We start from the raw sequence: 21,910 nt of genomic DNA on the forward strand, positions 1-21,910 counted from the left end.
AGGACCCCGCCAACTACACAAGCATGGATGAAAGGAAGAGTCATGACACCACTTCGAATCCCCATCGCCATCGTTTCGCTTGCGGTTTTCTCACTGTTTCTGTCGGGCTGTAAAGCCAGCGACGTAGCCCCGGAATCCGGGCCTCAGAAGGTTTCAGTGCGTGTGTCAGAAGTTACCGGCGGTGAAAGCCAGGATATGCCGCTACGGTTCTCGGGCATTGTTCGCGCCACTCAGCGCGCCACACTGACATTCCAGGTGAGCGGTAACCTGAAGGAGCGGGCGGTGGAGCTGGGTCAGACAGTGCAGGCCGGTGATGTTCTCGCCCGCGTCTACAATCCCGGCCTGGAGCCGGCCCGCGATTCTGCCCGGGCCCGGCTGGAAGAGTTGAGGACGCAGTATCAGCAGGCCCAGCGGGAGTGGGAGCGCTCCAGCCGATTGCATGAGCGTGGTGTAGTGTCGGAGCAGACCCTGGAGCAGCTTGCAGCGCGGAGGGACTCCCTGGATGCCAGCGTGGCAACGGCGCGGGCGTCGCTGGCGGAGGCAACCCAGTTGCTTGAAGAAAGCACGCTGCGGGCTCCGTTTTCCGGCCGGGTAGAAGCCCTGCTGGTCGAGCGGGATGAATTCGTCGCGGCCGGTCAGCCGGTGATGCGGCTTTCCTCTCCTGAGGGGCGCGAGGTTGAGGTGAGGGTGCCGGCGTATCTGCTGGATCATGTGACGCTTGAGCAGACCTTGCCCGTTTGGTCGGTGCAGGATCGCAGCCTGCCGCCCCAAACCGGCTCCGTGGTCGAGATTGCCCAGGCCAGTGCCATTCGCGGCGAACTGCACCCGGTTCTGGTGAGCCTGCCGGTTAATACACTGGAGCCCGGAGCACCCGTGGAGGTCGGTATCACGCCAGTTCGGGAGTCGGCTCTCACGGTGCCCCTGCTGTCGGTGATCCGCAATGCCGAAGGCGTCAGCGTGTTCCGGGTTCGGGATAACGTGGCCAACAGGGTTGCGGTGGAAGTCGACCGGGTTGTTGGTGAGCGGGTAGTGGTTACCTCCGGTGATCTGTCCCCGGGTGATCAGGTGGTGTATGCCGGTATGACGCGTTTGGCGGACGGTGATGCCGTGGAGGTGCGGTGATGACCCGCCGGCTTCTGAACTGCCAGCGCCTTCTCGGCATGGTAGTGACCATGCTCTGCCTGCTTGGTATCGCCGCTTACAGCACCATGCCGCGCCAGGAAGATCCGTCGTTTCCCTATCGGGCGGGCCTGATCAGCATCAATTATCCCGGCGCCAGCGCCGAGGCCGTCGAACGGCTGGTGCTTCGGCCCCTGGTGGATGAGCTGCGTCAGGTGGAAGAGGTGGACTTCACCCAGTCAACGGCTCGCACCGGCGTGGCCCTTGTCCGCCTGCGTCTGAACGATGATATTTATGACACCGACCCGGCCTGGGACCGGGTACGTCAGGCCATGGAACGGGCCAAGCAGGACTTCCCGGATGATGTGGGAAGGATGGTACTTGATGATCGGCTGATTGATATTCCCGCCATTGTCATGGCCGTGGGTGGTTCGCCCTCGGTCACCGAATTAACCGACATCGCCGAACGGCTCAAGCAGAACCTCTCGGATCTACCGGGAGTGTCGCGTATTGAGCGGGAAGGCGATGCCGACGAGCAGATTACCCTGGCCTTGGACGATGCCGCGCTTTACCGCCTGGGCATATCCCCGGCGCGGGTGCTGGACACACTGGCACGGCGCAACCAGACCATCCCCGGTGGCTTCGTGGTGGTTGATGGCCGCCGCCTCTCAGTGCTTCCCAACAGTGAATTTGCCGATATTGACGCGATTCGTGCCACGCCCATTGAATTGCCCGACGGCTCCCAGGTACCGCTGGCCGCGGCCGCGGATGTCTGGCGTGGGCCCGTGGAACCGAGGCAACCGGAAACCTGGTACGACGGCGAACGGGTGGTGCTGGTATCCATCATCATGGAAGAGGGCACCACCGATGCGATCCGCTTCGGCGAGCGCGTGCGTGAACGCATGGACCAGATTCGGGGCGATTTTGAACCCTACGAGATCCGGGAAATGTTCTTCCAGCCAGACAAAGTGCAGGAACGGCTCGATAACCTGGCCTGGAGCCTGGTTCTGTCAGTGCTGATCATCGTGGCAGTGGTCTTTACCGGCATGGGTATCCGGATGGGCCTGCTGGTGGCCTCGATCCTGCCCATGGTCGCCCTGATCAGTGTCGGGCTCTACGATCTGGGGGGCGGTGTGCTGCACCAGATTGCGGTGATCGGCATGGTGATCTCGCTCGGCATTCTGATCGACAATGCCATAGTGATCGTCGAAAACATTCAGGGTCACCTGGATGAGGGCATGCGCCGGCTGGACGCCCTGCGCAAGGCCGTCAGTGAGTTGGCAGGCCCGCTGGGCGCCTCAACGGGAACCACGCTGGCGGCCTTTGCACCCCTGCTGCTGGCCAAGGGTGGTGCCGCTGATTTCACCCGCGGTGTGCCGGTCATGATCATGCTGACACTGTCCGTCAGCTACCTGCTTGCTATTTCCGCCGTTCCCCTGCTGGCGGCCAGGTTCCTGAAACCCCGCCGCAAAGCCGAGCAGGACCGGTTGATCGGTGTGGCGCGGTTCCTTGGCGGCCTGGTCTCCCGTTACCCCGGGCGCCTGATTGCCACCGGCGCCATACTGGTCGGAATCAGCCTGGCCATGACCCCCTTTATGGCCCAGCAGTTCTTTCCCAATGCCGATCGCCCGAGGGTGATTGTCGAAGTCTTCATGCCCGAGGGCACCGACCAGGCCCGCACCGCTGAAGCAACGGAAAGCCTCGAAAGAATTATCCGATCACAGCCTGATGCCCTTGAAGTTCACCGTTTTGTGGGCTTCACAGGGCCGTCTTTCTATTACAACCTCCAACGCGCCCCCCAGGCCCCGAACCGGGCCCGGCTGGTGGTTACCACTCCCACGCTGGAAGACACCACCGGCATGATTCGCTGGATCCGCGCTCATGTTAAGGATCAGATGCCGGAACTGGATGTGACCGTGGGTATCCTCGGGCAGGGTCCTCCCAGGGCAGCGCCGGTGGAAATCCGGGTTTACCACGCCGACGATGGCACTCGGATAGAAGCGGTGGAGCAGATTTTCAGCATTCTCCGGGGCGTCGAGGGCACGGTTGATGTCCGCCATGATCTGGATATTGGCGTACCCAGCATTGCCATCAACGTCGACGACGCCACGGCGGCCCGATACGGCCTGACCCGCGCCGATGTGGCCCAGAGCCTGTACGGCCAGAGCTTTGGTGTAGTGGCCGAACGCTATCGTCAGGAAGATGACCCCATTCCCCTGGTGCTGCGTTCCCGTGAAGGCACGGCCCTGTCGCTGTCGCGATTGCTGTCCGTGAATATCTACAACGACCGCGGCGACGCCGTACCACTCTCGGCCGTGGCTACCGTGGACACAACCTGGGAGCCGGCGGCTCGATACCTGCGTGATGGCGTGAGAATGAACACCGTCACCGCAAACCTCGAAACCGACTACAGTTTCAGCCAGGCGCTGGACGGCCTGTACGCCGGCCTTGAAGAAAACCCTTTGCCGCCGGGCACTCGGATGGCCATGGGCGGGGATGCCGAAGGCTCCGGTGAAGCCAATACCGCGTTGCTCACCGCAGCCCCAATCGGGATGCTGTTGCTGCTGTTCTTCCTGCTGCTGCAGTTCAATTCCTTCCGCCGGGTCGGGATTATCTTGCTGACGGTGCCGCTGGCCACCGTTGGCATCTTCCCGGGGCTTGTGCTGTCCGGCTCACCCTTCGGTTTCCAGTCCCTGTTAGGCGTTATTGCGCTGGTGGGTATCGTGGTGAACAACGCCATCGTTCTGCTGGACGTGATGGACCGGGAACTGGAGAAAGGAAAAGACATCCGCGATGCCATGCGCAACGCGGTAGAGCAGCGCACCCGCCCGATCCTGCTGACCACCGCAACCACCGTGGCCGGCCTGCTGCCCCTGGCGTTTTCAAGCTCCACGCTCTGGCCGCCCATGGCCTGGGCCATCATCTCCGGCCTGCTGGCCTCAACGGTGCTCACGCTGCTGGTCATCCCGGCTGTCTGTACCCAACTGATCAAAGTCAGCGTGCCGGAACCTGAAAACGCCCCGGCCTGACCAGCTGAAAATGGGGTCAGATGAAACTTTCATCTGACCCCGTTCTTGGCCGGATCATCAGCCCAACTCTGTGGCCAATGGGCACCTCCGGATTGGGGAACACAATCGCCTCCGGCGAATGCCCCACCCGGTAACTGGTTTCATCATCCTCCCAGATGACAGTGCCGGGCTGGTACTCGGTGAAATTGGCGACATCGTCTGGAATATGGAAACGGAAGTTCTTCCCGGTGTTCAGAATCTCATGCACCACCTCGAACACCGTCAGGTGATCAAACGGCGGTTTACGATACGGAGCAGAAAGCCCCCGGAACCGCCGCCGCAACGCATCCCGAGTCCCCGAGAAACGTCCCAGATCATTCTGCCCGAACGGCCGCACCTTACCCAGCTCCACGGTAAAGCTCTCCGCCTTTAGCAGCGACGAGGAAAACGACGAAAACGTCGTACCCGCTTTATGCTGCAGCAGAAGCGTCTCAACCTCCGCTTCCAGCAGAAAATCACACTGATCCAACGGCACCGTTCGACTCTCAACAAACGGATACAGCGCAAACCGCTCGCGATGAGAAGGGCGAATGGCCGTGTGCAGATCGTAGTGAGAAAGCGCCTGGGGATTGGCCATGGCAAACTGCCGGCAAGCCTCCTCAAGCTCCTGCGCCCGCGCAGCCTCGGCCAGCCCTTTATGCTCGCTCCGCCCATGAGCGCCATCGAACAGCCGGTTCAGATTCACCTCCATAAACCGCTCCCCGGCCACCATTGCTGGTGGATTCCCGAGAATCAGCAACACCGGACAGGCAAGCTCCCAATCGCCCTCAATCAATTCGGAAACCAGCCCGTTCAGAACCTCAATAGGCGCAGTCTCGTTGCCATGAACACCCGCTGAAACAATGATTGCCTCGGCATTCGGATTGCTGCGGCCTGCAGGAGGAACAATGTCCAGAACGCCAACGGCTTTGCGGCTGATACGGGTGCCATCGGGGAGGAGGGTTTTGGTTTCAGGAAGTGACGCTTCCGCGTTGTCGAGGGTATGCGAAAGCCAGTCAGAGTTCGTTCCGAACAGGTCTTGTTTTGCCGACATAGAAGCCCCGAAACAGGTCTGGGGGCGGGCAGGGTATTGCCTCCCGGGAATGTCTGAAGCCATGGATGGCTTCAGTCAAGCGCACATGGATGTGCTCGTAGCGGTTCCCGGGAGGCAATACCCTGCCTGCCCGGGCACTTAGGTAAAACGCACGGAAGTCAGCCGTTCACCGGCCGCTGATGCTTCAGCAGATGATTTTCGAGTTTGCGGAAGGCGAACACCAGAATAAAGGTCAGCGCCATATAGCAAAGCGCCACGAAGATAAACGCATCAAACGGCGCATAGAACCGCGAGTAAATGTTACGGGCCGCCCCCGTCAGATCCACGATGGTCACCACACTGGCAATGGCACTGGCATGCAGCATGAAGATCACCTCGTTGGAGTATGCTTGCACCCCCCGCCGCGCAGCACTAGGCAACACAATGCGCCGCATGCGCATAAACCAGTTCATGCCATAGGCCTTGGCCGCCTCAATCTCACCGTGGGGCGTCGACACAATGGCCCCGCGGATAATCTCCGTGGTATAGGCCGCCGTGTTCAGCGTGAACGCCAGCAGGGCAGGGTAGAAAGGCTCCCGGAAAATCTCCCACCAGAAGGTTTCCTGTATGCCCTCAATCTGGGCCAGCCCGTAATAAATGATGTAAAGCTGAATCAGAAGCGGCGTGCCGCGGAACAGATAGGTGTAAAGCCACACCGGGCCAGACACGAACGGATTGCGAACCGTCCGGAGGATGGCCAGCGGGACCGCCACCAGCAAACCGATAACCAGTGACAGGAACACCAGGTGCACCGTAGTGACCATGCCATCCCAGTATTCCATGATGGTCATGGCGGTAAAGATTTCGTTCTGGTTCAGCCACTCGGCAATGAAATCAGGCATCCGTTAACTCCCCTGAACCACGCCGACATTGGCCCGTTTATCGAGCCACTTGATAAACAATTCAGACCCTGCCGTAAGGGCCAGGTAAACAAACGCCACCGGAATGAAAAAGTGGAACGGCATGCGCTCCGCCTTGGCGGCTTCCTCGGCCACACGAACCATGTCCGTCAAACCAATGATCGAAACCAGGGCGGTGGTCTTCAACAGAACCTGCCAGTTGTTGCCCAGACCGGGCAGAGCATGGCGCAGCATCTGCGGCAGCATGATTCTGCGGAAGGTATGGAAACGGGTAAAACCATAGGCCCGGGCAGCCTCGATCTGGCCGGTTTCAACGGCCAGGAACGCGCCCCGGAAGGTTTCGGTCATATAGGCGCCGAAAATCAGCCCGATCGTTACAACGCCGGAGATAAACGGATCGAACTGAAAGAAAAAGTCGATTTCGTAAGCTTCCCAGATGTAATCCGAGAGCATGTTCACTGCCACCTGGCCGCCATAGTAGAACAACAGCATCATGACCAGGTCTGGCACGCCACGAATCAGGGTGGTGTAGGTGGTCGCGATACCTTTGGCTACCCGGCTTTGCGACAGCTTGGCAGACGCGCCAACCAGTCCCAGGGCAACCGAGAGAGCAAGGGACAGGAAGGCCAGTTCAATGGTGACTATTGCCCCATCCATCAGGGCCGGGCCATAGCCTTTGAGATCAAGCATGGGAATGTCCGGTAAGCAGGGGTGACCCCAACGGGCCACCCCTCGGCAGATTTACATCTTGATGTCGTAAGCGAAGTACTTCTGCATGATGGTGTCGTAGGTACCATCCTCCTTCAGGGTGCGAAGGGCAGCGTTCACTTCCTCTGCAAGCTCGGTGTCGCGTTGGCGCATGGCAACACCCACGCCTTCGCCCAGCTTGACCGGCTCACCGACTTCCTTGAAGCCTTCCTTGGAGAGAACGGTTTGCTCGCCTACCGGGTAATCTACGAACACAACGTCCAGGCGCTGGCCTTCAAGGTCCAGGACCATATCGTCGGCAGTGGTGTAACGCTTGATGGTGACAACGCCGCCCATGTTTTCTGTCACATAGGTGTCCATGGTGGTGCCGCGCTGAACGCCTACGGTCTTGCCTTCCATCGCACTCATGTCAGTGACGTCGGTGTTGAAGCTCTCAGGGCCGAACCAGCCACCCGGGGTGTTGTAGTACGGCTCGGAGAACAGAACCCGCTCTGCGCGCTCTGGTGTGATGGACATGGAAGACATAATCAGATCGAATTTACGTGCCAGCAGGCCCGGGATCATGCCGTCCCATGCCTGGATCACGAATTCGCAGTTGGCGTTCATTTCTTCGCACATGGCTTCTGCCAGTTCAACTTCGAAACCGGTAAGTTCGCCATTCTCGTCCTTGTACTCAAACGGCTCGTAGGGCACGTCGAATGCGATGCGGAGATCCCGTTCCTGGGCTTGTGCTCCACCAGCAATCAGGGCGAGGGCGCAGCTTGCTGCAAAAATCATTTTTTTCATGTGTCACTTCTCCAGTGGTTTGCCTTTTGGGCTTTATTTTTGATGGAAGTTTTTGGTTCCAACATTTTATTTCTTCACCGGTTCAAGATAGCACCGAGTGTCAGAAGTTGGGAGTCAGGAACTGCTTCATACGTTCCGAATCCGGGTGATCAAACACTTTCTCGGGGGTACCCTGTTCCTCGATCACGCCCTGATGCAAAAACAGGACCTGACTCGACACATCCCTTGCGAATGCCATTTCGTGGGTGACCACGATCATGGTGCGGCCTTCCTCGGCCAGGCTTTGCATTACCTTCAGTACTTCCCCCACCAGCTCAGGGTCCAGTGCCGACGTGGGTTCGTCAAACAGCATGACCTCCGGTTCCATGGCCAGGGCCCGGGCAATGGCCGCCCGCTGCTGCTGGCCGCCGGACATCTGGGCCGGGTAGTAGTCCTTGCGCTCGTAGATACCCACCTTGTTCAGGTAAGCCTCGGCGCGCTCGATGGCTTCCTTCTTGGGTACCTTGAGCACGTGAATCGGAGCTTCAATGATGTTCTCCAGCACGGTCATGTGGGACCAGAGATTGAAGCTCTGAAACACCATGGAAAGTTTGGCGCGGATCAATTCAACCTGTTTGTTATCCGCCGGAATACGTTCGCCCTTGCGGTTGGTTGTGAACCTTATTGGGTCGCCGTGCACGATAATGTCGCCGGAGGTGGGAGTTTCCAGCAGGTTTATGCAACGCAGGAAGGTACTCTTGCCGGAGCCGGAGCTGCCGATCAGGGAAACCACGTCGCCTTTGCGGGTCTCCAGTGAAATACCTTTGAGCACTTCAAGCTGGTCAAAGGTCTTGTGAATGTCCCTGCAGATCAAAGGCGCTTGGTCCGCCATGGGTGACTCCTGGGGCTGTAATTCAAAGGCGCATGTTTTACGGACTGTGGACCCGGAAATCAATCCCTTGAAGGGAGCGTTTTACCGAATTTCACCGCCGTTCGCTGCATGTCATTGTGGTCGAATGATTGTTCAATGCAAGCTTTTTGCCATGCTCAGGTGCCTGCCCGGGAATATTCATTGGCCGCCTCCTGATTGACTGGCAGCCTGATCAGTGTGCCGCCATCTTTTTCCATATCTCGCATGGCTTCGCTGACGAAGCGGACATGGGCCGTGGCGGCCTTTTGAGCGCTGGCCGGTTTTCCGGCGATCACGGCTTCATAAAGCTGCCGGTGCTGGCGGACGATTTTCTTGCGCATCTCTTCCCTCGGGTTCAGGTTGGCAACCGAAGCCTGAACGGTCAACAACATCATGTTTTTCAGACTGTTGAGTACATGCACCAGAACCGGATTGTGAGATGCCTCAACAATCGCCAGGTGAAAACCGTGGTCGAGCCGGGCATTGCTGAGCGGGTCAGTGTCTTCCAGGGCGCGGAATGCCTTGGTAATGCGATGCCGGTCCAGCCGTGTTGCCCGCTGTGCAGCCAGGTAGGCAGCCTGGCCCTCCAGTTGCTCTCGCACTTCCAGAAGATCGAACAGCGTTCGCGGGTGCCCCTCGAAAAGATGCATCAACGGGCTCTGTTCCCCGAGTTCGTTGGCTCCGGGCACCATGCTGGCCACAAACGAGCCTTTGCCATGGCGGGTTTCGATCACGCCACGCCCCTGGAGCTCATGGAGGGCTTCCCGAATGACCGCACGGGACACGCCCAGCCGAGTTGCCAACTGACGTTCGGACGGTATCTTCTGCTCCGGAGCGAGCCCACCGTCAAGGATAAGGCGCTCAAGCCGGTATGAGATTTCCTGGGAGATTGCCATTTGGCTGCCTGTTTACGCTCTCTGGTCTGACCAGTGAATGCTTTTGATTGTTGGTGTTTCCGTTGTCAGCTGATGTGCGTCCGAGCCCGTTAAATATGGCCGATTCAGAGGATTTCGTCCATTTTTAATACTTCAAAAACTGGTCAGACCAGTGGTCTCCGAACTGGACTAAACCCGGCGCGACTACGAATATCATTCTAATGTCGGCCTTTGCCGGCGTTGCCATAGACGCTGATAACAACAAAGCCAACGGAGACGTTTCGATGAATTCGAAGAATAACATCCGAAATAGCTGTGACACTGGCGAGACCCCACCTCGCAGAAGTTTCCTTAAAACAATCGCCATGGGCGCCACTCTGGCAGGCGCAATGCTGATGGGTGCAGGTCAGGCCCAGGCTGCCACTACGTGGAAAATCCAGTCCACCTGGGACGCGGGCACCGTGGGTTACACGCTCTTCGAGGAGTGGTGTAAGAGTATTGAAGCCAAGTCTGGCGGAGAGCTGAAGTTCCAGTGCTTCCCGGCCAAGGCTGTCGCTGCAGACAACAACGCACTCTTTGACGCGGTACGTAACGGTGTTCTGCAGGGTATGAATCCGTTCACTCTGTACTGGTCAGGGAAGATCCCTGCTTCCGTTTTCCTGTCCTCCTATCCAGCCGGACCTGATCAGCCCCACCAGTGGGACACCATGTTCTACTCCATGGGCATGCTGGAAAAGACCCGGGAAATCTACAAGAAGTTTGGCCTGTTCTATGTTGGCCCCATCCAGCACGACGCCAACATCATTCACTCCAAGCAGCCGGTTAACAGCCTCGAAGATCTCAAGGGCATGAAGATTCGTGTCCCGGGCGGCATGGTGGCCGAGGTATTCCAGCAGTTCGGGGTTTCTACCGTAAGCCTGCCGGGGTCAGATATTTTCCCGGCGCTCGAGAAGGGAACCATTGATGCAGCGGACTACGTAGGCCCTGCGGTTAACTACGAACTGGGCTTCTCCCAGGTGACCGACTACATCATCTTCGGACCTCCTGGCGTCATGTCTATCTACCAGCCGGTCGACCTGATGGACCTGACCGTCAGCCTGCGTGCCTGGAACTCTATCTCGCCCGAACTACAGCAGCTGGTTGAGGACGAAGTGCGTATTTACTCCCAGAAGCACTACCTGGCCATCCAGGAGCGCAACATAGCGGCTATGGAGAAGTTCAAGGCAGAGGGTGACACGGTTACGCGTCTGAGCCAGGAAGATCTTGAAACCTGGCGTAAAGCGGCAATCCCCATCTGGTTCAACTGGGCCAACAAGAATGAGGACGCACGCGCCATTCTGGATATCCAGCTGAAGTACATGATGAACGACACGGTTGGTTACATTACCGAAGAAGACATCAAGGGCTTCTAAGTTCCAAAGCTCAAACAAAAAACGATAATCGGGGAAGGCAGGGTTAGCCGACTAAGGATTAGCCCTCCCTTCCTCGCTCTTTGATCTGGGTGGTAACAACATGTCTGATCTGAGTTCCTTTGGCTTTGTTTTGCCGCACTGGTTCTACTGGGGCTGGCTTGCGGTAATGCCATTGCTCATGATGGCTTGGGATAAGTGGAGCAGTAAGCACGGTGGAGATGACGCCGAGCCAGAGAAAACGGTTTCCGAGTTACAGACCGAAGAAGATGATCCGCTCGCTCATTTTGAATATGAGGGTAACTGGTTTACGAAAATCGTTGACTGGATGTGTGAGAAGTCAGGCCTTTTCGTTGCGTTCTGGACGATCAACGCAGTGCTTTTCTATTTCTTCGAAGTGGTGATGCGCTACATCTTCAACATGCCAACGATCTGGGTGCATGAAGCCAGCTTCCTGATCTTCGGGATGCAGTACATTCTCGCTGGCGCCTTCGCGCTGTTGCATGGTGCTCACGTGCGGGTGGACGTCGTCTATAACTTCCTGCCGGTTCGCGGGCGCGTGGGCATGGATATTTTTACGTCCATGTTCTTTTTCATATTTGCGGCCGTTCTGGCGACCACATCCTGGACCTTCTTCCAGGACTCTCTGATGATGCAAGAGACCACGGTCGAGACCTGGGGTATCCAGTATTACCCCGTGAAAGGCGTGATGTTTTTGGGCGCAATCCTGTTGCTGCTCGCCGGCTTTTCGAAGCTGCTTAAAGACATCGTACTGTTCATCCGTCTCGGTCAGGAGCGCACATCATGAGTACAACAACTGCAGCGCCCAGCAATGGCATGGCCGGGAAACTGGGTACATGGTTAATGATCATCGCCACCGTGGGTCTGGCGTTTGTCATCTGTGTTGAACTGATCAACATTCTCTTTTACGACCCATGGAGTGATGAGAAATTCCTTTTCAAGCTATCGGGTAGTCTTTCCGGTGTCGAAATCGGGCCGCTGACCTACCTGATGTTTGGATCTCTGGCTGTAGCCCTGATGATGGGGCTGCCGCTTGCCTTCGTGACCGGTGGCCTTGGTGTCATGTTCATCTATCTGGTGGGTGACGCCATGATGTTGAACATTGTCCCCGGCCGGATCTTCCCGCTGATGGCGAACCCGGACATTGCTGCGATCCCTCTGTTTATCTTCATGGCGTCGATGCTTGAGCGTGCGGGCCTGATCGAAGAAATGTTCAGCGTGGTTTACAAGTGGATGGGCGGTATCAGTGGTGGTCTTGCCGCTGCAACCATTGTCGCCTCTACGATTCTGGCTGCGATGGTCGGTGTTATCGGCGCCGCCGTTGTCACCATGGGCATCATCGCACTGCCGGCCATGTTGAAGCGTCATTACGATCACAAGATAGCCATCGGCTCTATCATGGCGGGTGGAACCCTGGGTATCCTCATTCCGCCTTCGATTCTGGCCATTCTGTACGCCGTGGTAGCACAGCAGTCCGTGGGCGAGCTCTATCTGGGCTCTCTGTTGCCCGGTCTGATGCTCTCTGGTCTGTACCTGACTTATGTCCTGGTGCGCAGCTGGCTGAATCCGAAGCTGGGCCCGCCGATTCCGGTGGAAGACCGGATCAGCCTGAAAGAAAAACTCAAACTTCTGGGAAATCTGATTGCGCCCCTTGCGCTGGTTGGTCTGGTTCTGGGGCTGCTGTTTGGTGGTATCGCCACGCCGGTTGAGGCGGCAGGTATCGGTTCCTTCGGTGCCATTATCGTTGCGATGATGCACAAGAAGTTCTCGATCGCGGGGCTTCGCGAGGCGTCTGTGACCACAGCCAAGGCCTCTGCCATGGTTCTCTGGATCATGTTCGGTGCGTCGGTTTTCGTTGGTTTCTACATCCTCCAGGGCGGCCAGCAGTTCGTAACCGACGCCATTCTGGGCACGGGCATGTCGGCATACGGAATCCTGTTCCTGCTGATGGTTTTGCTGGTAGTCCTGGGTATGTTCCTTGACTGGGTTGGTATCCTGTTGCTGGCGGTACCCATCTTCATACCGATTGTGAAAGCGCTGGAGTTTCCTGGCCTGTTCGGCTTCCCGCCAGTTGCAGGTGATGACGTCGTGCTCTGGTTCGGTGTGCTGTACCTGGTGAACATGCAGATGTCGTTCCTGAGTCCGCCATTCGGTTACGCACTTTTCTACATCCGCGGCGTTTGTCCTCCGGAAATCTCCATGGGTACCATCTTCAAGTCGTCCCTGGTGTTCCTGGCGATTCAGGCGTTCGGACTGTTCATGTGTGTCCTGATCCCCGGCATCGTAACCTGGCTGCCAGGGCTGGTTTACGGTTAATCAAATCAAGGAGTAATGCTTTATGTTGACGATCAAACGACTGGACCTTGCCGAGGCGCGCATCCTCATTGAGGGCGCCGCGGAAAAGGCCCGCGAAATCGGCGTGCCCATGTGCATCGCTGTGGTGGACGAATCCGGCAACCTGGTGGCCTTCGAGCGCATGGACGGTGGCAAGATTACCAGCGTAACCATCGCCCAGGACAAGGCCTTCACGGCGGCTGCAGCCAAGAAAGCCACCCATGACTACAACAAGGTGAACGTGCCCGGCAGTCTGGCTTTCGGCATTCATACCGAAGTTGGCGGGCGCATCAGCTCTGTTGGCGGTGGCCTGCCGGTGATCGTTGACGGCGAAGTAGTGGGTGGTATCGGAATCAGTTCCGGTACCCCCCAGCAGGATATGGACTGCGCCCAGGCCGGTCTTGACCACTTTGAAACAAAACGCGGTTGATGACTGTCACACAGACGTAATTCACACCCAGAGAGTGCTATGACTACCAAGCCGAAAGTCAGCAAAGCCGAGCTGGCGGAGCAGTTCCGGGCGTTTATCGACCCGGACTATGTCATCACTGATGACGAAACCATGAAGCCCTACGAATGCGACGGCATGTCGATGTATTGCGAGATGCCGTTGCTGGTGGTGCTGCCGGAGACCGTTGAACAGGTGCAGCGGGTGATGCGTATCTGTAACGAGAACGCAGTGCCGGTAGTGGCCCGTGGTGCCGGAACCGGGCTCAGTGCCGGTGCCATGCCCAACAAGGAGGGCGTGGTGCTGTCGCTGGCCAAGTTCAATCGCATCATCGACATTGACCCGCTGGCGCGAACGGCCAGGCTTCAGCCCGGCGTTCGCAACCTGGCTATCAGTGAAGATGCGGCCCAGTTCGGCCTTTATTACGGCCCGGATCCTTCCTCCCAGATTGCCTGCACCATCGGCGGCAATGTGGCGGAGAACTCCGGCGGCGTGCACTGTCTCAAGTACGGTCTGACCGTTCACAACATCCTCAGCGTGGAAATGGTCACTGCCGAGGGTGATGTGGTGAATGTGGGCAGCGATGGCCTGGACAGCTGCGGCATGGATCTGCTGGCACTGATGACCGGCTCTGAAGGTCTGCTGGGTGTGGTAACCGAAGTCAAAGTAAAACTGCTGCCGAAACCGGAAGTGGCCCAGGTAGTCATGGCCGGTTTTGATGACGTTCAGAAAGGCGGTGACGCCGTGGGCGGAATTATCTCCCACGGCATCATCCCCGGTGGTCTGGAAATGATGGATGGCCACGCCATCATCGCAGCGGATGATTTTGCCCAGGCCGGATACCCGCGGGACGCCAAGGCCCTGTTGTTGTGTGAAGTGGACGGTACCGAAGAGGAAGTCCACGAGCATATCGCCGAGGCCGAGGAAGTGTTCCGCAAGCTCGGGGCGACCTCTGTCCGGACTTCCCAGAGTGAAGAAGAGCGCGCGCTGTTATGGAAAGGCCGTAAATCTGCTTTCCCGGCCGTAGGCCGGATTTCCCCGGATTACTACTGCATGGACGGCACCATTCCTCGCCGTCATATCGCCTACGTTCTCACGGAAATGGAGAAAATGTCCGAGGAGTTTGGCTTGCGTGTCGCAAACGTGTTCCATGCCGGCGACGGCAACCTGCACCCTCTGATCCTGTTTGATGCCAACGTACCCGGGGAGTTCGAGCGCACCGAGGCCTTCGGCTCACGCATTCTGGAAATGTGCGTGGAGGTGGGCGGCTGCATCACCGGTGAACATGGCGTTGGCGTTGAGAAGATTCGCCAGATGGCCGTTCAGTTCAACGATGAAGAACTCCAGCAGTTCCACGACGTAAAGGCCGCATTTGATCCCGCCGGCATCCTGAATCCGGGCAAGGGCGTTCCGGCCCTGCGGTTCTGCCAAGAATACCGCTCCCTGGAGCACAAACAACACACGCACGAGCATACGGAAGCCGCCCATGGCTGATATTTCCCAACAACTGAAGGAGCAGGTGCTCCAGGCCCGGGACAGCGGGCACAAACTGAATATTGTCGGCGGTGGCACCAAGGCTTTTATGGGCCGTGAAGCCGACGTCGATGCCGGAACTCTCAACGTGGGCGAGCACACCGGCATTGTGGATTACCACCCGGTGGAACTGGTTCTGACCGTCCGCGCCGGCACGCCGCTCAGCGAGATCGAGGCCACGCTTGCCGAGGAAGGCCAGTGCCTGCACTTCGAGCCACCGCATTTTGGTGCGGCCTCCACCATCGGTGGCACCCTGGCCTGCAATCTTTCCGGGCCGGGTCGCCCCTGGGCGGGCTCGGTTCGGGACCAGGTACTGGGTATCCGGCTGCTGAACGGCAAGGGCGAGCATCTTCGCTTTGGTGGCCAGGTGATGAAAAACGTGGCTGGCTATGACGTTTCACGTCTCCAGGCCGGTGCCCTCGGAACCCTGGGCGTGATCACCGAAATCAGCATGAAAGTAATGCCCAAGCCTGCCGCCTCCCTGACCCTGGTTCAGGAAATGGGCATGGACGAGGTGATTCACTACATGAACAGCCGGGCGGCAGAGCCCAAGCCGATCACCGCCGCCTGCTGGGTGGACGGTAAGGTTTATCTGCGCCTGGCTGGTGCGAAATCCGGCGTGGAGGCCACGGCTGAAAAGTGGTCCGGAGAGGTGATGGAGCAGGGCGATGAGTTCTGGCGGCAGGTGCAGGACATGCAGCATGAGTTTTTTGCCGGTAACGACGTACCGCTCTGGCGCTTCTCGGTCGGTTCGACGGCGGCCACGCCGAAACTGGAAGGTACCTGGTTTATCGACTGGGCCGGTTCCCAGCGCTGGTTCCGGGGCGCTGGTGAGCTCAAGGATATGGAACCTGCCGCCCGTGCGGCCGGTGGCCAGGTCAGCCTGTTCCGTGGTGGCGATCGCACCGCAGAGGTGATGCATCACCAGCCGGAGGCCCTGAAGGGCATTCAGCGCCGTATCAAGAATGCCTTTGATCCGGACAACATCTTCAATCCCGGACGTTTATACAGCTGGTTGTAATTATGCAAACGAATCTGGTTCAACAATTTGCCAACACCAAGGAAGGCCAGGAAGCCGAGTCCATCCTGCGGGCCTGTGTGCATTGTGGCTTCTGCACCGCAACCTGCCCGACCTATCAGGAACTGAACGACGAGCGAGACGGCCCACGGGGCCGGATCTACCTGATGAAGATGTTCCTGGAAGGGGCGGAAGTTACCGAGAAGACCCGCGAGCACCTGGATCGCTGCCTGACTTGCCGTAGCTGTGAAACCACCTGTCCTTCCGGGGTTCAATATGGCCGCCTGGTAGACATCAGCCGTGGCCTGATGGAAAAGGAAATGCCCAGGGAGCCGAAAGACAAGTGGCTGCGCTGGGCCCTGGCACGGGTGATTCCGAACCGCCAGCTGTTCGGTTTACTGCTCCGCCTTGGGCAGATCTTCCGCCCGGTGTTGCCGGAGAAGCTACGCACCAAAGTGCCGCCGAGAAAGCAGGCCAGCCCATGGCCGGCGGCCAGTCATAGCCGGATAGTGCTGGCACTGGCAGGCTGCGTGCAGCCTTCGGCCACTCCGAACACCAATGCCGCCGCCGCCCGGGTTCTGGACCGCCTTGGTATTACCATGGTGGAAGCGCCCGAGGCCGGCTGCTGTGGCGCCGTGAACTACCATCTTTCCGAGCATGAGAAAGGCCTGGAAAGGATGCGTCAGAACATTGATGCCTGGTGGCCTGCCATCGAAGCGGGTGCGGAAGCGATTGTGATGACGGCTTCCGGCTGTGGCGCCATGGTGCAGGATTACGGTCATCTTCTGAAAGACGACCCGGTCTACGCTGCCAAGGCGCAGAAGGTGAGCGAGCTGTGCACCGATCTTGGTGCTTTCCTGCTGAGACAGGACCTGGAGAAACTCAAGGTTCGCCAGGATCCCGGCAAGGTGGCGTTCCACTGCCCCTGCACCTTGCAACACGCCATGAAGCAGAATGGCGTTGTTGAGCAGGTACTGACGCGGGCCGGCGTCAATCTCGCGGCAACAAAGGATAAGCACCTCTGCTGTGGCTCTGCTGGCACCTATTCGGTGACCCAGCCGGAGATGAGCCAGAAGCTTCTTGGCAACAAGCTGAAGGCTTTGACCATCGATAATCCGGACCGCATCGTAACTGCCAACATTGGTTGCCAGATGCACCTGGAGACCAAATCACCGGTGCCGGTGCAGCACTGGATTGAGCTTCTGGATCAGTAGAGCTTAAACCGGGGTCAGATGAAGTTCCCATCTGACCCTTTTTTCATATACCCCAAGGCCACGGTTTTTTTCGTTATACTGCCCCACCAAATTACCGAACCACAGGGAGTGGAACCGTATGCCAAGGATGATGGCTGGTCTCGTTTTGTCTTTTTCTCTCGCTTCAGTAGCCAATGCCGAGGTCTACACCTGGATAGACAGCCGGGGCGTGGCACACTTCTCCGATTACCCGCCGGGTGAAATTCCCCATAAGCAGCTACAGGTACAGGCGCCTGTCACCGTGCCCATGTCCGAGAACCTCAGGCAAGGCAAGCGTGTGTCCGGAATCCGCAAAGACGTTGAAGGCCTGCTTGCCTCGGGTCGTCCGGGAAGTTCCGGCATGAGCGCCCAAGAGAAAGCTGATGCCGAGCGTGAGAAAACTTGTGCAACCTACAGGAGCAAGCTGGAGCGGATTCAATCCAAACTGCGGGCGGGTTATAGCAACGACCGGGGGAATGCCCTCAGGCAGCAACGCAGGACGCTCAGCCAGAAGCTGAGCCGTGAGTGCATCCTGCGTTGATTCAGCCCGATATCAGGCGCGCTTGAAGCTCGCGAGGGCGACGGCGGCGGTGACGAACAGCCCGCCAAACACCCGGTTCATTTGTCGCTGGCGGCGGGCGGTGGTCATGAACCGGAACAGTTGGCTGGCGAGCAGGGCATAGCCCAGCATCACCAGGCAGTCGACCAGGATCAGGGTGGCGCCCATGGTAATCAGCTGCGGGCCATGGGGTGCTCCGGCCACCAGAAACTGCGGGAACAGGGCCACCAGAAATACAGTGGCCTTGGGGTTGGTCAGGTTCACGAACACGGCATTCCAGAACCTTTTGTGACCGCTAACGGGCTGGCGGTCATCGTCGATGGATTCCATCACCGGCTCGCGCCATTTGGAAATGCCCAGCCAGATCAGGTAGGCAACGCCCAGCCACTTGATGACCGACAGGGCGATGTTCGAGGAGGCAATGATGGCGCCCAGCCCGGCACCCACCAGCAGAATCTGGATGCCAAAACCAAGTTGCAGCCCCATGATGGCCGGCAGCGAACGGCGAACACCGTAACGCATGCCATTACTCATGGTATTGATCGCCCCGGCCCCCGGGGAAACGCTGATCAGTACGGCCGCAACTAGGAAGGTCAGCCAGGCTGCAAGTGACATAAATTACGCTCCTGAAAAAGCCAAGAGATACACCGTATAGGCCACGAAGGCAAGCAGCAGGGCGCCGCCCTCAAGACGGTTGATGCGCCCCGGCCCGTGGAAGCCATAGCACATTGCAAACAGAACCAGGGTGAGGGCAGCCATAACCGGGAGGTCACGGGTGAGCACTTCCGGCGCCACCGACATGGGCGCAATCAGCCCCGCAATGCCCACAACGGCCAGGGTGTTGAACAGGTTGGAGCCCAGAATATTGCCGAGGGCCAGGTCGTGCTCACCCTTGCGGGCCGCAATGATGGATGAGGCCAGTTCCGGGAGTGATGTTCCAACGGCCACTATGGTGAGGCCGATAACCAGATCGCTGATGCCGAACATGGTGGCCAGATCAACGGCGCCCCATACCAGAATGCGGGAGCTGACAATCAACAGCAGCAGTCCGACCACAAGCCATAGAAGCGCTTTGCGCAACGGCATGGCATGGACTTCTTCGTTCATCTCTTTCGCGAGCGCATCGTCCGGTTGACGGAAGCCCTGGTAGATACTCCAGCCGATCAGCAACACAAAAACTAGCATCAGGCCAACTGCATCCATACGGCTCAGGTCACCGTCCCAAAGCTGCCAGCCGGCGAAGGCGGTTACCAGAATCAGAATGGGGAGCTCTTTGCGCATGACCTGCGAATGCACGGCGATTGGGGCCATCAGCGCTGTGATACCCAGAATCAGGGCAATGTTTGTGATGTTTGAACCGTAAGCATTGCCCAACGCCAGCCCCGGGTTGCCCTGGGATGCGGCAAGGGCAGAAACTGCCATCTCCGGCGCAGACGTGCCAAAACCAACCACAACCATGCCAATCAGCAGTGGGGGCATACCAAAATGGCTGGCTGTGGTGGCCGAGCCTTCCACAAATTTGTCCGCACTCCACACCAACAGAATCAGACCCGCGATGATCGCCCCAATGGCCATCAGCATTTCAATCACTCCTTGTGGTCAATTGCCGTCTCGGCAGCGCAAGAATCGATGGTGCCACGGGTTCCTGCAATAGGTACAAATGCGCTTAGATCATAAAACCGATCCTGCGGTAATTGATTTCAGTCAACCCTTCGACGGGCGCTGCAATGTTAGTTTGGTTAAACATTGATCAGAGAAGGAGGGGGATCATGGCACAAGGAACTCAGAGCATCGTTGTTGCCTGTGATGGTTCAGAGCATTCGTCACACGCAGCGAAAATGGCAGCCGAGCTTGCTAAAGCTACCGGCCAACCACTCAAACTGTTAGCGGTATTCCCGGGCACCAGGGTCGAGAGACTGATTGTAAGTGGTGTGTTGCAGAGCGACATTGATGAAGAAGCCAATGAGTATGGTCGCAAGGCATTTGATGCCGCGAAACAGGCTTTAAGCGGACTTGTTGAGCCTGCTGAAGAAGTTCTGCTTAAGGGAGACCCCGCCAAGGAGATCGTCGAATATCTCGACGAGAATTCCGGCGCCCACCTGTTTCTGGGGCGGCGCGGCGACTCAATGCTGAGAAGCCTCACTCTTGGAAGTGTCAGTGAGAAGGTCGTCAGGCATGCCCACCGCCCGGTAACGGTGGTTAGTGAGTAAACGGCAAAGCTCGGTAAACACTCCAAAGCCCGCATCAAGCGGGCTTTTTCATTCCTGATCCATTCTCCCATACATGATTCGCCACAATTCATGCGAAATACAACTGAGATAGCGCAGGGCCCAGGCTTTTATGCTGACCGAGTGAATTCAACTAAACGAGGTGGCTATGAAGACGACGGAATTGATCGAGAAGTGGCTCGATAAATGTGACCTGGCGAGACTGGCTCAGGAACGTTACGAAGAAGATCCGAGCCCCACTAATTACTCGGAACTGAAAAGAGCCATGTGTGAACGACGGCTGATGGAAGAGCGCATTGATCCCAGGACTAGCCATGCCCAGAGAGTCTCAGCTTGAGTCGGTTTTCTCGGGCGTCAGAAAACCACAAAACCCGCGCAAGGCGGGTTTTGTCTGGCTTCTTAATGGTGCCCGGAGGCGGCACCATCAGCCCTGTATTGGTGCGGCCTGTAAGTGAATTGTCGTGATTTTGTCGTGACTTTCGGGGGTCAAGTTTCATGCTTCTCGGTTCCCTTGCGCCGGAGCACCTGACGCTACACCTTCAACACTCCATAGCTGGAGGCCCGCCGACCGCACCGGCCAGACCGCGGTATTCGATCCAGGCAATCGCTATGTCATCGAAAGCCTGGGCATCCAATTCCAGTATCACCCTGGTCGGTGATCTCATTGTGGCAACCCGAACGCTATAAGAGGGCGGGTTGCAGGCAGAGAGGTAGGCGCTGGCGGGCGTGTCGCTATTCACGCCCGGCCGAAACCGAACCGAATAGTCAGTACCCGCTTTTACTTCAACTGAAGTGTCATATCGGTTTTGCTCGAGCTGCAGACGCCGCTCCTCCGACCGTGTGTATATATGGATAGCGAGATACAGAAGGGCAAATAGACCCGCCATGATGACGATGATTGCGAATACGAGTGCCGTTGGGTGAATCATATGATCTCCTTGTGGCTGATTAGGCCTAATCGTTTCTTACCGGGAGATTGCACTTATTCCGTTCCACCAGTCTGTGCCGCTGCAACCGACTGCAAAGATGCTGCGAGGTCGTTGAGTACGTCTTCGGAAACCACACATCGGACGCCGGCATATTGATGCTTGGATGATTGATGGATCCCGACGATGATTCGGTCATCAATATCCAAATAATACTCAGCCGGCTTTCCAGCGACCTTGGCTTCCAGGCGGTATACCTTGAGCCCCTCGCTTATCAGTATTGGCGGTTGGTCTTGAGGCAAGGCAGTCTTTGTTGAGGAAGTAGATGTGGGTACGCGGTGATCGAAGACGATCTTCACGTAGATAAGCAGAGAGCCGATGGCAATGGCGCCAATGAACAGAAGAACAAGGATGATCGGATCAAGAATCATTATTGAATTCCTTTAGGGGCGCCCTTCTCTTACGGTGTCGGCACATTTTGGAGAGGGACAGTTTTCTTAGTAGCGAGGTATGGTTTCCGTGATGGTATGCGGGCGTTCTTGCAGAGCCGGGAGCAACACTTGGGTTCTACCCCACTCCACTAGACACTCCTAGCCTGTGATTGGACTTACCCCTCCATGGCCGACCAATTTAGTGATGGTTTCTCCAGACCAGAGCTCGATAAATTGTTTGCTTTTAAACAAAAGCGAACATCCGGACTGCACGACAAACTCGCAAAATATCCTCTATAAGGGGTAAGTCCACAGGCGTTTTAAAACCGTCTGTGGAAACGGGGTAGAACCTGTAAACATCCCTGTTTCAGTTGCACCGCTGATTAGAGTTTTC

General features: G+C 57.7%; 22 protein-coding genes. 12 read left to right on the forward strand and 10 right to left on the reverse strand.

What is annotated here, in order from left to right; genetic code table 11:
• Positions 1-42: 42 nt before the first annotated feature.
• Both A8B84_RS15655 and A8B84_RS15660 read left to right on the forward strand, forming a co-directional pair.
• The gene (locus A8B84_RS15655; protein WP_064230033.1) at positions 43-1,122 is read left to right on the forward strand and encodes an efflux RND transporter periplasmic adaptor subunit; all 1,080 of its coding nucleotides are present in this window, start codon (positions 43-45) and stop codon (positions 1,120-1,122) included.
• On the forward strand, positions 1,122-4,148 hold the full coding sequence (locus A8B84_RS15660) for an efflux RND transporter permease subunit (RefSeq protein WP_064230034.1): 3,027 nt from the start codon (positions 1,122-1,124) through the stop codon (positions 4,146-4,148). The genes A8B84_RS15655 and A8B84_RS15660 overlap by 1 nt, the downstream gene beginning before the upstream one ends.
• Positions 4,149-4,164: 16 nt before the next feature.
• Here A8B84_RS15660 and A8B84_RS15665 read toward each other — a convergent pair whose 3' ends face one another.
• The 6 genes from A8B84_RS15665 to A8B84_RS15690 all read right to left on the reverse strand — a co-directional run bounded on the left by A8B84_RS15665 (position 4,165) and on the right by A8B84_RS15690 (position 9,398).
• Positions 4,165-5,220: a succinylglutamate desuccinylase gene (locus A8B84_RS15665; RefSeq protein ID WP_064230035.1), complete on the reverse strand. Its 1,056-nt coding sequence runs from the start codon at positions 5,218-5,220 to the stop codon at positions 4,165-4,167.
• A gap of 158 nt (positions 5,221-5,378) precedes the next feature.
• Positions 5,379-6,101: an ABC transporter permease gene (locus tag A8B84_RS15670; RefSeq protein ID WP_064230036.1), complete on the reverse strand. Its 723-nt coding sequence runs from the start codon at positions 6,099-6,101 to the stop codon at positions 5,379-5,381.
• Positions 6,102-6,104: 3 nt separating this feature from the next.
• A complete protein-coding gene (locus tag A8B84_RS15675) occupies positions 6,105-6,809 on the reverse strand; it encodes an ABC transporter permease (RefSeq protein WP_064230037.1) in 705 nt (234 codons plus the stop codon).
• A 51-nt stretch (positions 6,810-6,860) separates the two neighbouring features.
• Positions 6,861-7,613 (reverse strand): transporter substrate-binding domain-containing protein, encoded by a 753-nt coding sequence (locus A8B84_RS15680; protein WP_064230038.1) that lies wholly within the window; start codon positions 7,611-7,613, stop codon positions 6,861-6,863.
• 100 nt (positions 7,614-7,713) lie between these two features.
• A complete protein-coding gene (locus A8B84_RS15685; protein ID WP_064230039.1) occupies positions 7,714-8,484 on the reverse strand; it encodes an ABC transporter ATP-binding protein in 771 nt (256 codons plus the stop codon).
• A 155-nt stretch (positions 8,485-8,639) separates the two neighbouring features.
• Positions 8,640-9,398, reverse strand: coding sequence for an FCD domain-containing protein (locus A8B84_RS15690; RefSeq protein WP_064230040.1), 759 nt, complete (start codon positions 9,396-9,398; stop codon positions 8,640-8,642).
• A 344-nt stretch (positions 9,399-9,742) separates the two neighbouring features.
• Between A8B84_RS15690 and dctP the strand changes: the two genes are divergently transcribed.
• The 8 genes from dctP (at position 9,743) to A8B84_RS15730 (ending at position 17,913) form a co-directional block, all read left to right on the forward strand.
• Positions 9,743-10,789 (forward strand): TRAP transporter substrate-binding protein DctP, encoded by a 1,047-nt coding sequence (gene dctP / locus A8B84_RS15695; RefSeq protein WP_230708116.1) that lies wholly within the window; start codon positions 9,743-9,745, stop codon positions 10,787-10,789.
• A gap of 100 nt (positions 10,790-10,889) precedes the next feature.
• Positions 10,890-11,594 (forward strand): TRAP transporter small permease subunit, encoded by a 705-nt coding sequence (locus A8B84_RS15700; RefSeq protein WP_064230041.1) that lies wholly within the window; start codon positions 10,890-10,892, stop codon positions 11,592-11,594.
• Complete coding sequence (locus A8B84_RS15705; protein ID WP_064230042.1) at positions 11,591-13,123, forward strand: TRAP transporter large permease; 1,533 nt, start codon at positions 11,591-11,593, stop codon at positions 13,121-13,123. Before A8B84_RS15700 ends, A8B84_RS15705 begins: the two co-directional genes overlap by 4 nt.
• A 22-nt stretch (positions 13,124-13,145) precedes the next feature.
• Entirely contained in the window at positions 13,146-13,571 is a 426-nt protein-coding gene (locus A8B84_RS15710; RefSeq protein ID WP_008169282.1) for a GlcG/HbpS family heme-binding protein, read from the forward strand.
• Between the two features lie 39 nt (positions 13,572-13,610).
• Positions 13,611-15,083 (forward strand): FAD-linked oxidase C-terminal domain-containing protein, encoded by a 1,473-nt coding sequence (locus tag A8B84_RS15715; protein WP_064230043.1) that lies wholly within the window; start codon positions 13,611-13,613, stop codon positions 15,081-15,083.
• Positions 15,076-16,143, forward strand: coding sequence for a glycolate oxidase subunit GlcE (gene glcE / locus A8B84_RS15720; protein WP_064230044.1), 1,068 nt, complete (start codon positions 15,076-15,078; stop codon positions 16,141-16,143). The genes A8B84_RS15715 and glcE overlap by 8 nt, the downstream gene beginning before the upstream one ends.
• A gap of 2 nt (positions 16,144-16,145) precedes the next feature.
• Positions 16,146-17,354, forward strand: a complete 1,209-nt coding sequence (glcF, locus tag A8B84_RS15725; protein ID WP_064230045.1) for a glycolate oxidase subunit GlcF — start codon at positions 16,146-16,148, stop codon at positions 17,352-17,354.
• Between the two features lie 118 nt (positions 17,355-17,472).
• The gene (locus A8B84_RS15730; RefSeq protein WP_064232338.1) at positions 17,473-17,913 is read left to right on the forward strand and encodes a DUF4124 domain-containing protein; all 441 of its coding nucleotides are present in this window, start codon (positions 17,473-17,475) and stop codon (positions 17,911-17,913) included.
• 12 nt (positions 17,914-17,925) lie between these two features.
• Here the strand turns inward: A8B84_RS15730 and rhtB are convergent, their stop codons facing one another.
• On the reverse strand, positions 17,926-18,546 hold the full coding sequence (gene rhtB, locus A8B84_RS15735; protein ID WP_064230047.1) for a homoserine/homoserine lactone efflux protein: 621 nt from the start codon (positions 18,544-18,546) through the stop codon (positions 17,926-17,928).
• Between the two features lie 3 nt (positions 18,547-18,549).
• Entirely contained in the window at positions 18,550-19,512 is a 963-nt protein-coding gene (locus A8B84_RS15740) for a calcium/sodium antiporter (RefSeq protein WP_064230048.1), read from the reverse strand.
• 188 nt (positions 19,513-19,700) lie between these two features.
• Between A8B84_RS15740 and A8B84_RS15745 the strand changes: the two genes are divergently transcribed.
• A complete protein-coding gene (locus A8B84_RS15745; protein ID WP_064230049.1) occupies positions 19,701-20,141 on the forward strand; it encodes a universal stress protein in 441 nt (146 codons plus the stop codon).
• 166 nt (positions 20,142-20,307) lie between these two features.
• The gene (locus A8B84_RS15750) at positions 20,308-20,496 is read left to right on the forward strand and encodes a hypothetical protein (protein ID WP_064230050.1); all 189 of its coding nucleotides are present in this window, start codon (positions 20,308-20,310) and stop codon (positions 20,494-20,496) included.
• A 202-nt stretch (positions 20,497-20,698) separates the two neighbouring features.
• Here A8B84_RS15750 and A8B84_RS15755 read toward each other — a convergent pair whose 3' ends face one another.
• Positions 20,699-21,088: a hypothetical protein gene (locus A8B84_RS15755; protein WP_064230051.1), complete on the reverse strand. Its 390-nt coding sequence runs from the start codon at positions 21,086-21,088 to the stop codon at positions 20,699-20,701.
• Positions 21,089-21,141: 53 nt separating this feature from the next.
• Positions 21,142-21,516, reverse strand: a complete 375-nt coding sequence (locus A8B84_RS15760) for a hypothetical protein (RefSeq protein WP_064230052.1) — start codon at positions 21,514-21,516, stop codon at positions 21,142-21,144.
• Between the last annotated feature and the right edge of the window lie 394 nt (positions 21,517-21,910).

This window comes from Marinobacter sp. EhC06 (assembly GCF_001650915.1).
Taxonomy (GTDB): Bacteria; Pseudomonadota; Gammaproteobacteria; order Pseudomonadales; family Oleiphilaceae; genus Marinobacter.

Excerpts from the sequence above, each read along its gene's own strand:
- A8B84_RS15655 (WP_064230033.1), top strand. The coding sequence starts at position 43 with ATGACACCACTTCGAATCCCCATCGCCATCGTTTCGCTTGCGGTTTTC.
- A8B84_RS15660 (WP_064230034.1), top strand. The coding sequence starts at position 1,122 with ATGACCCGCCGGCTTCTGAACTGCCAGCGCCTTCTCGGCATGGTAGTG.
- A8B84_RS15665 (WP_064230035.1), bottom strand. The coding sequence starts at position 5,220 with ATGTCGGCAAAACAAGACCTGTTCGGAACGAACTCTGACTGGCTTTCG.
- A8B84_RS15670 (WP_064230036.1), bottom strand. The coding sequence starts at position 6,101 with ATGCCTGATTTCATTGCCGAGTGGCTGAACCAGAACGAAATCTTTACC.
- A8B84_RS15675 (WP_064230037.1), bottom strand. The coding sequence starts at position 6,809 with ATGCTTGATCTCAAAGGCTATGGCCCGGCCCTGATGGATGGGGCAATA.
- A8B84_RS15680 (WP_064230038.1), bottom strand. The coding sequence starts at position 7,613 with ATGAAAAAAATGATTTTTGCAGCAAGCTGCGCCCTCGCCCTGATTGCT.
- A8B84_RS15685 (WP_064230039.1), bottom strand. The coding sequence starts at position 8,484 with ATGGCGGACCAAGCGCCTTTGATCTGCAGGGACATTCACAAGACCTTT.
- A8B84_RS15690 (WP_064230040.1), bottom strand. The coding sequence starts at position 9,398 with ATGGCAATCTCCCAGGAAATCTCATACCGGCTTGAGCGCCTTATCCTT.
- dctP (WP_230708116.1), top strand. The coding sequence starts at position 9,743 with ATGGGCGCCACTCTGGCAGGCGCAATGCTGATGGGTGCAGGTCAGGCC.
- A8B84_RS15700 (WP_064230041.1), top strand. The coding sequence starts at position 10,890 with ATGTCTGATCTGAGTTCCTTTGGCTTTGTTTTGCCGCACTGGTTCTAC.
- A8B84_RS15705 (WP_064230042.1), top strand. The coding sequence starts at position 11,591 with ATGAGTACAACAACTGCAGCGCCCAGCAATGGCATGGCCGGGAAACTG.
- A8B84_RS15710 (WP_008169282.1), top strand. The coding sequence starts at position 13,146 with ATGTTGACGATCAAACGACTGGACCTTGCCGAGGCGCGCATCCTCATT.
- A8B84_RS15715 (WP_064230043.1), top strand. The coding sequence starts at position 13,611 with ATGACTACCAAGCCGAAAGTCAGCAAAGCCGAGCTGGCGGAGCAGTTC.
- glcE (WP_064230044.1), top strand. The coding sequence starts at position 15,076 with ATGGCTGATATTTCCCAACAACTGAAGGAGCAGGTGCTCCAGGCCCGG.
- glcF (WP_064230045.1), top strand. The coding sequence starts at position 16,146 with ATGCAAACGAATCTGGTTCAACAATTTGCCAACACCAAGGAAGGCCAG.
- A8B84_RS15730 (WP_064232338.1), top strand. The coding sequence starts at position 17,473 with ATGCCAAGGATGATGGCTGGTCTCGTTTTGTCTTTTTCTCTCGCTTCA.
- rhtB (WP_064230047.1), bottom strand. The coding sequence starts at position 18,546 with ATGTCACTTGCAGCCTGGCTGACCTTCCTAGTTGCGGCCGTACTGATC.
- A8B84_RS15740 (WP_064230048.1), bottom strand. The coding sequence starts at position 19,512 with ATGCTGATGGCCATTGGGGCGATCATCGCGGGTCTGATTCTGTTGGTG.
- A8B84_RS15745 (WP_064230049.1), top strand. The coding sequence starts at position 19,701 with ATGGCACAAGGAACTCAGAGCATCGTTGTTGCCTGTGATGGTTCAGAG.
- A8B84_RS15750 (WP_064230050.1), top strand. The coding sequence starts at position 20,308 with ATGAAGACGACGGAATTGATCGAGAAGTGGCTCGATAAATGTGACCTG.
- A8B84_RS15755 (WP_064230051.1), bottom strand. The coding sequence starts at position 21,088 with ATGATTCACCCAACGGCACTCGTATTCGCAATCATCGTCATCATGGCG.
- A8B84_RS15760 (WP_064230052.1), bottom strand. The coding sequence starts at position 21,516 with ATGATTCTTGATCCGATCATCCTTGTTCTTCTGTTCATTGGCGCCATT.